The 10,099-nt window shown below is 38.7% G+C and carries 7 protein-coding genes; 4 read left to right on the top strand and 3 right to left on the bottom strand.

Going from position 1 to position 10,099, the window contains the following annotated elements; translation table 11 throughout:
- Positions 1 to 119: 119 nt before the first annotated feature.
- Positions 120 to 1,508, top strand: coding sequence for an ATP-dependent RNA helicase DbpA (gene dbpA, locus H5122_RS15385; RefSeq protein ID WP_002960948.1), 1,389 nt, complete (start codon positions 120 to 122; stop codon positions 1,506 to 1,508).
- Positions 1,509 to 1,530: 22 nt separating this feature from the next.
- Here the strand turns inward: dbpA and H5122_RS15390 are convergent, their stop codons facing one another.
- Entirely contained in the window at positions 1,531 to 2,103 is a 573-nt protein-coding gene (locus tag H5122_RS15390; protein WP_182674436.1) for a DNA-J related domain-containing protein, read from the bottom strand.
- A gap of 76 nt (positions 2,104 to 2,179) precedes the next feature.
- Between H5122_RS15390 and H5122_RS15395 the strand changes: the two genes are divergently transcribed.
- Entirely contained in the window at positions 2,180 to 4,999 is a 2,820-nt protein-coding gene (locus H5122_RS15395; RefSeq protein WP_182683024.1) for an ATP-binding protein, read from the top strand.
- Positions 5,000 to 5,062: 63 nt separating this feature from the next.
- Here H5122_RS15395 and rho read toward each other — a convergent pair whose 3' ends face one another.
- Positions 5,063 to 6,322 (bottom strand): transcription termination factor Rho, encoded by a 1,260-nt coding sequence (gene rho, locus H5122_RS15400; RefSeq protein ID WP_002960945.1) that lies wholly within the window; start codon positions 6,320 to 6,322, stop codon positions 5,063 to 5,065.
- Positions 6,323 to 6,508: 186 nt separating this feature from the next.
- Positions 6,509 to 6,835 carry a thioredoxin TrxA gene (gene trxA, locus H5122_RS15405; RefSeq protein ID WP_002960942.1) on the bottom strand — a complete coding sequence of 109 codons (327 nt, stop codon included), beginning with the start codon at positions 6,833 to 6,835 and terminating at the stop codon, positions 6,509 to 6,511.
- Between the two features lie 91 nt (positions 6,836 to 6,926).
- Between trxA and rhlB the strand changes: the two genes are divergently transcribed.
- A complete protein-coding gene (gene rhlB, locus H5122_RS15410) occupies positions 6,927 to 8,204 on the top strand; it encodes an ATP-dependent RNA helicase RhlB (RefSeq protein ID WP_002960940.1) in 1,278 nt (425 codons plus the stop codon).
- Between the two features lie 43 nt (positions 8,205 to 8,247).
- Positions 8,248 to 9,741 (top strand): guanosine-5'-triphosphate,3'-diphosphate diphosphatase, encoded by a 1,494-nt coding sequence (gene gppA / locus H5122_RS15415; RefSeq protein WP_182674432.1) that lies wholly within the window; start codon positions 8,248 to 8,250, stop codon positions 9,739 to 9,741.
- Positions 9,742 to 10,099: the final 358 nt, after the last annotated feature.

The raw sequence follows: 10,099 nt of genomic DNA on the forward strand, positions 1-10,099 counted from the left end.
CTTTCATTAACATGTTTTATAATGTGTTTGTTAATGGTTGCCAATTACGAATTCTGCTATTATAAGCTGCATATTAGTGGGGCTTTCTCCCATGTTATTTTATTGCTATGGAACTTACTGTGACTTCAACTGCTTTTTCATCTTTGGCTTTACCGGCTGGACTCGTTGATAACTTATCAACACTTGGCTATGCCCACATGACACCTGTACAAGCGCAAAGTTTGCCGCCTGTACTTGCTGGTAAAGACATCATTGCTCAGGCAAAAACCGGTTCAGGTAAAACTGCTGCGTTTAGCTTGGGTGTGTTAGCTAAATTAAACGTAAAACGCTTTCGTATTCAATCTTTAGTCTTGTGTCCGACTCGCGAACTTGCCGAGCAGGTTGCGGTAGAAATGCGTAAATTAGCGCGCGGCATTCATAACATTAAAATATTGACGTTATGTGGTGGTGTTTCAATTGGCCCGCAAATAGGTTCACTTGAACATGGCGCGCATATTATTGTTGGCACGCCAGGGCGTGTTGATGACCATATTCGTAAAGGTACTCTACGTTTAGATGATGTGGAAACATTGGTGCTTGATGAAGCTGATCAAATGCTTGATATGGGTTTTCAAGACACACTTGATGCAATTATTGAGCGTATTCCACAAAATCGTCAAACATTGTTATTTAGTGCTACTTTCCCAAGAGCTATTGAAGCAATTGCTAAGCGTGTACTTAAAAATCCAGAAATGGTTAAAGTAGAAGAAGAGCAAGCCAAAAGCACAATTAAGCAGTACTTCTACAAAATGGATAACAATAAGCAGCGCTATCCAACGCTTAAGTTATTACTTCTTAAATTTACACCACAAAGCTGTGTTGTATTTTGTAATACCAAAGTAGAAACTCAACAAGTGTGTGATGATTTAGCTGACGAAGGCTTCAGCGCTGTTGCATTGCACGGTGATTTAGAGCAACGCGATCGTGAACGTACGCTAATTCACTTTTCAAATAAAAGTGCTTCAATACTTGTTGCAACCGATGTTGCTGCACGAGGTTTAGATATTGATGACATGGATATGGTTATTAACTACCATTTAGCACATGACACGCAAACACATGTTCACCGTGTTGGCCGAACTGGACGTGCTGGTAAAAAGGGCATTGCTTGTTCTATTTACGGTGAAGCTGAAGCGTTTAAAATTGCACAAATTGGCGATCATTACGAGCGTGATATTACTCCAGAGCAAATGCCGCCGTTTAATTTATTAGATAAACCGCCGTACCGCCCTGAAATGGTTACTTTGATGATTGACTCAGGTAAAAAGCAAAAAGTACGTGCAGGCGATATTCTTGGTGCTCTAACAGGTAAGGATGGGGTTGCAGGTCGTCAAGTAGGTAAAATTAACGTACTTGATAACGTAGCATTTGTTGCTGTTGAACGTAACTCATCAAAACCAGCACTTCGCAAACTAACCGAAGGCAACATTAAAGGGCGTAAAATACGCGCTCGTCGCCTTACTCGTTAATTTAAATAGCTAAATTAACAAATTAGCGAGCAGCTACCTTTAGCTGCTCGTATTGTAATTTTATTTTTTTAAACTTAACTTCACAACCATTTGGTTTATCTGGGTGCATCTGTAATGCAAGTTGTCTCCAGCGCTTTTGAACGTTTTTAAGAGTGAAATTTTCAGGTAACTTCCATTCTAAAGCCAACGCTTTAAATTCATTGTCATTTAATACTTGTTGTGGTGATGTCGTTTTAAACTGATGCCAAAAACTATTCAAAAGCTCATCAATTTTCTCTTCACCGGTATCGTAATTACGCCAATCTAAATAATAATCTCGCAAATTTTCGTTCGTTGTTACTAAACTATTATCTTCTTTTTCTAAAAGCTCGATATGCAGAGTTGAAATGAGTAAACTTTGAGGGCGTAATTGTGCCTGCAGTTGGTACAATGCATTCATAATTAAAAAGTTACGTTTAAATAAATCACGTTCAGGGCTTTTATCGAGTGTTGTTATTGCGCTGCGGTTTGTCAGTTCTGCTGCTAAAGTATGAACTTGCCAAACCTGCCTTGTTAATATCAGCTCAAAAATCTCATCAATCAGTGGGTTAAGCATTGTTTAGGCCCTAGTAGTTAGTGTATCTTCAATAAAGATTACACTGATATAAGTAACGGTTTGAAGGATTAAAATTATGCTGGGCAAGTTTAAATGCCTCTTATTTACTATATGCTGTGTACTAATAGCTCCTAGCTATGCCCAAAATAGTGATTCGTTATTTGAGCAATTCAAAAACGAAGTGCAGTGGGAGCCTAAATTACAATTAGCAAATACGTTACTTGCTAATAAAAACGTTTCTAAAAAAGAGCGTGTCGCTGTTTATTCGGCATTAGGTAATAGTGCGTTATCGGCTGATAATTTTAAAGAATCTTTACACTATTTTAAATTATTAGAAAAAAACACTTCAGATACTTTCTTTCCTGACGAGCACTTTCGTGCAATAAAAATGCAAGGTGTAGCACTTTTTTATCAAGGCCTATTTCAAAAGGCCATAAGTGAATATACCCGCACCCTAGTATTAGCTGAAAAAAATGAACAACTACTTGAACAAGCAAATTTACTAAATAATATTGGTTTGGCTTATTTTAATATGAATAAGCTAGGCGATACCCTAGAGTTTTACTTAAAGGCAAAAGCTATTTACGAAGCGCACGGTAGTGAGCAAGATCAAACCGACATATTACTTAATATAGCAGGCGTTTATATACGCTTATCACGCTACGATAGTGCATTTAGTCTTTATCAAGATGTATTTAAAGTTTATCAGCGGTTAGATGATAAAAGCGGTATTGCGCAGGTATACAACAATATGGGTGTTGCTCATATGGAGAGTAATCAATTTGACTTAGCACTTCATTATTACCAGCTAGCGCTGCGTTATTATATTTCAGCCAATGATTACAATAAGTTATCTACGCAATATACCAACTTGGCAAATACTAATTTAGTGTTAAAAAAAGTAGATGAAGCGTACGAGCAAGCTAAATTAGGTGAGTACTATGCGCTTAAAATAGGTAACCATAATTTAGAGCTTAATGCGCTACATGCGCTTGGTAAAATTCAGTTTGTTAAAGGCAACTTAGAAGAGGCGAAAATAAGTTTAGATAGAGCTATTTCACTTGCCCACGAATATGGCAGTGAGCGAATAATTAGGGAGGGTTTAGGGACTAAAGCACTACTTGAAGCCAGTAAAGGCGATTATTCAAGCGCAATGGCCTTGCAACAAGAATATATTAGTGAGCTACGAAAACTCAGAAGTACAGCAATTATAAATGCACTAGCGGTACTTCAGCATCAATTTAAAGCAACCCAATTAAACCAAGAAATAGAAAAACTTAAACAAGATCGACGTGTGCAAGAGCTAAAAATGTCGCAGCGTTCTCAGCTTACTTTATTCTCTTTTTTACTATTTCTTTTGGTTGTTGTAACTGGTATTGCGCTTTACCGCCGTGGCGCAGAAAAACGCGCTAAGCAGCAGTTAACAGAGCAAGTTACGCAGCGCACTGCCGAGTTACAGGCAATAGCACAGGAGCTAAGAGAAGCTAACGATGTTAAAAGCCAGTTTTTGGCCAATATTAGCCACGAAATCCGCACTCCACTAACGGCTATTTTAGGGCAAACAGATGCTTTAATTAATGAATTATATGAGCCTGAGTCACTTAAAGATGAATTAAGAGTAATTCAGCGCCATAGCGACCATTTAAAAAGCTTAATAAACGACGTGCTCGATTTAAGTAAAATTGAAGCTAATAGGTTAGAGTTAAATATTTCGTGCTTTGATATTGTAGAGCTTGTAAATGACGTACATGCAATGTTTATCACTCAAGCAAAAGCAAAAAATTTACGCCTCATTTTAGACAATCAAGTGGGTAATGAGTTTTATACTAAGCTGGATTTAATACGCGTAAAACAAATTCTTATAAATTTATGTGCTAATGCTATTAAGTTTACTCACGCTGGCCAAATCATTATTGCTTTAAATAAGAGTGAACAAGGGCTAGTGATTATTGTAAAAGATACCGGTATTGGTATGAGCTCTAGACAGTTAAAGCTTATTTTTGAATGCTTTAGCCAAGCTGATAACAGTATTAGCCGTCGCTTTGGGGGGACAGGGTTAGGCCTTAGCTTATCGCAACAATTAGCAGCGATGATGGGCGGTTATATCAGTGTACAAAGCGAATACAAAAAGGGCAGTCAGTTTTCGTTCTTTTTACCGTGCGCAGAAGTAAATAAATCGCAAAGCCTGATTGAAACTCAAAGTGCTCCAAAGGTAAATAAGCAATTGGCAGGGCGTGTTGTACTTGCAGAAGATCACCCTGATAATCGAAGGTTAATAAGCCGCTATTTACGTTCAATGGGGCTCGAGGTTATTGCCGTTGAAAATGGTGAGCAAGCGGTAGAGCAGTGCTTAAAAGAGTATCCTGATTTAGTGCTACTCGATATTCAAATGCCTGTGATGGATGGGCGTTCTGCTTTTCAGCTATTAAAACAGTGTGGTTTTGAGCGGCCTATTTTTGCTTTAACTGCAAATGCTATGAGTCATGAAGTGGATGGCTATTTAGAGTTAGGGTTTAGTGGTTACTTAGGTAAACCGATAGATAAAGAGTCATTTTATAAAGCGCTTTCCAGCCACCTACATAATGCAGAAGATCAGCCAATTACAAAGCAAAATGAAGTTGATATGAGCGATCTTGTGATAAGTTTTAAGCAAAGCTTTGCTTTGGAGAGTGAAACGATTACTCAGCATTTTATAAGTGAAGATTTAGCCGCGCTACAAAAAGATAGTCATCGCATTTTAGGAGCGGCGCAAATGTTTGGTTTAGATGAAATTGCGCAATCGGCTCAAAGTTTAGATAGAGCCCTTTTACGCAGGACCCAAAAAAGTAGTGCGAATGACTTTAAAGCGCTCGTTGATACGTTGCAGAGTGTACTTAAAAAGTATAACGAAAGTTAAACTGTGTTTAATCCCGACATAAAAAAAGCGCCTTAGGCGCTTTTTTTATTCAGCTAAAACGCTTTATTGGCGTCTCATCGAATCAAAAAATTCATCATTGGTTTTGCTCATCGATAGTTTATCGATTAAGAATTCCATCGCATCAATTTCTGACATGTCATGAACAATTTTACGTAAAATCCAAAGCTTTTGAAGCTCATCTGGTTTTGTTAGTAATTCTTCACGACGAGTGCCTGAACGATTAAAGTCGATAGCAGGGAATACACGTCTTTCCGCAATTTTACGGTTAAGGTGAAGTTCCATGTTACCAGTACCTTTAAACTCTTCGTAGATAACTTCATCCATTTTAGAGCCGGTATCGATAAGCGCTGTAGCTATAATTGTTAAGCTACCACCTTCCTCAACGTTACGTGCAGCACCAAAGAAGCGCTTAGGTTTATGTAATGCGTTAGCGTCAACACCACCAGTAAGTACTTTACCTGATGAAGGAATAACGGTGTTATAAGCACGTGCTAAACGAGTGATTGAATCCAATAAGATAACAACATCTTTTTTATGTTCAACTAGGCGTTTTGCTTTTTCGATAACCATTTCGGCAACTTGTACGTGACGAGAAGCTGGCTCATCGAACGTTGATGCAATAACTTCACCTTTAACTAGGCGTTGCATCTCTGTTACTTCTTCCGGACGTTCATCAATAAGTAAAACCATTAATGTTACATCAGGGTGATTATGCGTAATTGATTGTGCAATGTTTTGAAGTAGCATTGTTTTACCCGCTTTTGGCGGAGCTACTAACAAGCCACGTTGGCCGCGGCCAATAGGAGATGCTAAATCAAGTACACGGGCTGTAATATCTTCTTTACTGCCGTTACCACGTTCCATGCGAAAACGTTCGTTTGCATGTAGTGGAGTAAGGTTTTCAAAAAGAATTTTAGTTCGAGAGTTTTCAGGTTTATCAAAGTTAACTTCATTTACTTTGAGTAAAGCAAAGTAACGTTCACCGTCTTTAGGTGGACGAATAAGGCCTGAAATTGAATCGCCAGTACGCATGCTGAAACGGCGAATTTGGCTAGGTGAAACATAAATGTCATCTGGCCCAGCTAAGTAAGAGGCTTCTGATGATCTTAAGAAGCCGAAACCATCTTGTAAAATCTCTAATACACCGCCGCCGAAGATATTCTCTCCGCCTTTGGCATGGGATTTAAGAATGGCAAAAATGATATCTTGCTTTCTTAAGCGGGCTACGTTTTCGAGCCCCATGGACTCAGCTAAGTCTACAAGCTCTTTAATCGACTTGTCTTTTAATTCGCGTAAATGCATATTGGTGGGTTCTTTATTACAGTTGTCATACTCAAAATCGCTTTGATCGTTGAGTGAGGTTTGTTGAATATAACTAAGGATTAGTTGGCTTTATAAACTAGCAGTTCACTGGCAAAGCGTCCAGTCTTTATACAAAATAAATTTAAAAAAGGGCAAAAAAGCCCTTTTTATTGTTCTAGCTTACCGTTAGATGTTGTTTTCTAAAAACTCGATAAGTTGAGTTTTTGAAAGAGCACCTACTTTCGTTGCAGCTACTTGGCCATCTTTAAAAAGAAGTAAAGTAGGGATACCACGAATACCAAACTTTGGCGGTGTGCCAGCATTTTGGTCAATATTTAATTTAGCAACAGTCACACGGCTGTCGTATTCATCAGCAACTTCGTGAAGAATAGGGGCGATCATTTTACAAGGTCCACACCATTCAGCCCAGAAATCTACTAGTACTGGTTTGTCTGATTGTAATACGTCAGCTTCAAAGCTATCGTCAGTAATTTGGATTATTTTCTCGCTCATTGCGCTCTCCGATTTAGTTAGGCGAAATATTTAGTGCGTATTTAAACACTCTTGTTTCTTATTGCAAGTTTAAACGTTATGCTTAAACGCTATGACTAAGACACATTTAACCGATAAAAAGTTTTCAGACTTTGCTATCGCACCGGAAGTGGTTGCCGGTTTAACCGAGAATGGGTTTGAATATTGCACACCTATTCAAGCAAAATGCCTACCTTTTATTTGTGATGGACGCGATATCGCGGGCCAAGCTCAAACGGGTACAGGCAAAACGTTGGCGTTTTTAACCGCCACGTGCCATCGGTTATTACAATCTAGCAAAGCACCTAGTAAACATCCAAGAGCCCTGATCATGGCCCCTACTCGGGAGCTTGCGATTCAGATACACAAAGATGCTAAAATTTTAGCGCCGCACTGTAATCTTAACTTAGGTTTAGTATATGGTGGCGAAGATTACGAAAAACAACGTGCACAACTAGAAAAAGGCGTTGATATTTTAATTGGTACTACAGGTCGCCTAATTGATCTGTATAAGCAAGGCTGTTACACCCTTAATGAAATTGAGGTAGTCGTGCTGGACGAAGCCGATCGTATGTTCGATTTAGGTTTTATCAAAGATATTCGCTATATGTTCGATCGCATGCCAGATACATCAAAGCGTTTAAACTTATTATTTTCTGCCACATTATCGTACCGCGTACAAGAATTAGCTTTTGAGCACATGACAAACCCAGAGCATGTTCAAATTGAACCTGACGTTAAAACGGGTAAACGTATTCAAGAAGAGCTATTTCATCCTTCGCAAGAAGATAAAATTAAGCTGTTGTTAACCTTAATTGAAGAAGAATGGCCAGAGAAAGCAATCGTGTTTGCAAATACCAAGCATAGTTGTGAAACAGTATATGCTTGGCTTAAATCAGACGGTCATCGTGTAGGTATGCTTACTGGTGATGTTAACCAGAAAAAACGCCAAACTATATTAGCGCAATTTAGCAAAGGTGATTTAGACTTTTTAGTTGCGACCGATGTTGCAGCGCGTGGTCTTCATATTCCAGAAGTAAGTCATGTGTTTAACTTTGATTTACCTGACGATTGTGAAGATTATGTTCACCGTATTGGCCGTACTGGCCGCGCTGGTGCATCAGGCCACGCAATTAGTTTTGCATGTGAGCAATATGCATACAACCTGCATGAAATTGAAGAATATATAGAGCACAGCATTCCTTTATCACATTATGATAAAACAGCATTGCTAGATGATTTAACTCAGCCTATTATTCAAAGAAAGCGCAACTATTCAACAGGTCCACGTAACCGTAGTAATAACAGCGGACGTCGCCCAAATAATAGTTACCAAAAAGGACGGTCATAAACGACCGTTTGTATAAGTAGTAGTAACTAGAGGTTTTTGAACGGTGGGGCAACTTAAACCGCAAAAAAATGTGTACGCAGTTATTGATTTGGGCTCAAATAGCTTTCATATGCTTATAGCCAAATCAATTGCTGGCGGTCTACAAACAATTGGACGTGTTAAACGCAAAGTCCGATTAGCCGCAGGGCTTGATAAAGGAAACGTATTGAGCACTGAAGCAATGCAGCGAGGCTGGGAATGCCTTGCCCTTTTTGCTGAGCGTCTACAAGATATCCCAGATAAAAACATCACCATAGTAGCAACAGCTACCTTACGGTTAGCAACTAACGCCGACGTATTTAAAAATCATGCAGAAAAGATTCTTGGCCATAACATTAATGTTATTAGCGGAGAATTAGAAGCGCGCACAATTTATAAAGGTGTTGCCCATACTTCATCTTGTACTGGCAAACAGCTTGTTATTGATATTGGTGGTGCAAGTACAGAAGTTGTAATTGGTAAAGCATTTGATGCCCTACATTACAAAAGCCTCAATATGGGCTGTGTTACCTATCTTGAACGCTATTTTAAAGATTGCCAACTAAGTAAGAGTAACTTTAACGCAGCAATAAAAGCGGCTCGTACAGTTATTGATGAAATTTCTCCAGAGTATAAAGCAGCTGGATGGCAAATTGCATCTGGAGCTTCTGGTACAGTACAAGCAATTCAAGAAATTATGGTCGCGCAAAATCTTGACGACTTACTTACACTTGAAAAGCTCAACACTATAAAAGATCAAGCAATTGCATTTAGCACTATTGCAGCGCTAGACCTTCCTGGATTAAGTGAAGACCGTCGACTGGTATTTGTATCAGGACTTGCAATCTTAATCGCACTATTTGAATCTCTTGAAATAGAAAAAATGGGATTGGCGGGTGGAGCACTGCGTGAAGGTGTTTTATATAGCATGGTTCCGGAGTTTCATAATAACGACATTCGCAAACGCACAGTTGATGGGTTTATGAGTCGTTATCATGTTGATCAAAAACAAGCGTGTCGAGTTTCTAGCTTGGCAATGCAGTTAGCGCTGAGTATTGATAAAGATTGGCCAATTGAAAGCTTAAATGGGTTACCACTATTAAAAGCGGTAGCGCAGCTTCATGAGGTTGGATTACTAATAGAGTATAAGCAGTACCATAAACATACCGCTTATATTTTGGAAAATACCGATATGCCTGGTTTTTCACAATCAGAGCATAAATTAATAGTAGCGGTAGCAGATGCACATCGATCTGATTTTCCAAAAGGTTGTTTTAATTCACTCGGCGTAAATAGTCTATTAGCGCAATATATAGTGAGATTACTACGAATAGCAGTCATTTTATCAATGCGCAGACAAGATGATGTACTGCCTAAGTTTAAGTTAACTGCTAAAAATGAAGTGTTAGACCTTAAGTTTGAAAGTAACTGGTTAAAAGATCATCCGTTAATGGCCAGCGAGCTGCAACAAGAGTCTAAACAGCAAGGAAAACTTGGCTGGATGCTCATAGTAAACTAATTAAAAAGGCCCATCAGGGCCTTTTTAGTGTTTAAAGTAACCATTTCGATGTAAATATGTGCGAACAGCACATTATTTCAAGTTTTCTTCAAAAAAGGGTTGATCTGTTTTTGGATCTCCCTATAATGCGACCCCACTGAGACGGGAAACAGCAACGCATAGCGAGGCACGAACAACTCAGGGTGTTAAGTGAAACTTAGATTGAATCTTTTTAGAAAGTTTAAATTTAAGTATTGACAAAAAAATAGGAAAGCGTAATATGCGCAGCCCTAGCGAGATAAAGTTCAACTTTATAATCGCAACGTTCTTTAACAATATAAAGCAATCATCTGTGTGGGCACTCGTACAGATTGAGTTC

The organism is Pseudoalteromonas sp. SG43-8 (genome assembly GCF_014164245.1).
Classification (GTDB): Bacteria; Pseudomonadota; Gammaproteobacteria; order Enterobacterales; family Alteromonadaceae; genus Pseudoalteromonas; species Pseudoalteromonas distincta.

Bases quoted from the DNA above. Each gene is read 5' to 3' on its own strand.
- rhlB (WP_002960940.1), top strand. From the start codon at position 6,927: ATGACTAAGACACATTTAACCGATAAAAAGTTTTCAGACTTTGCTATC.
- H5122_RS15390 (WP_182674436.1), bottom strand. From the start codon at position 2,103: ATGCTTAACCCACTGATTGATGAGATTTTTGAGCTGATATTAACAAGG.
- rho (WP_002960945.1), bottom strand. From the start codon at position 6,322: ATGCATTTACGCGAATTAAAAGACAAGTCGATTAAAGAGCTTGTAGAC.
- H5122_RS15395 (WP_182683024.1), top strand. From the start codon at position 2,180: ATGCTGGGCAAGTTTAAATGCCTCTTATTTACTATATGCTGTGTACTA.
- trxA (WP_002960942.1), bottom strand. From the start codon at position 6,835: ATGAGCGAGAAAATAATCCAAATTACTGACGATAGCTTTGAAGCTGAC.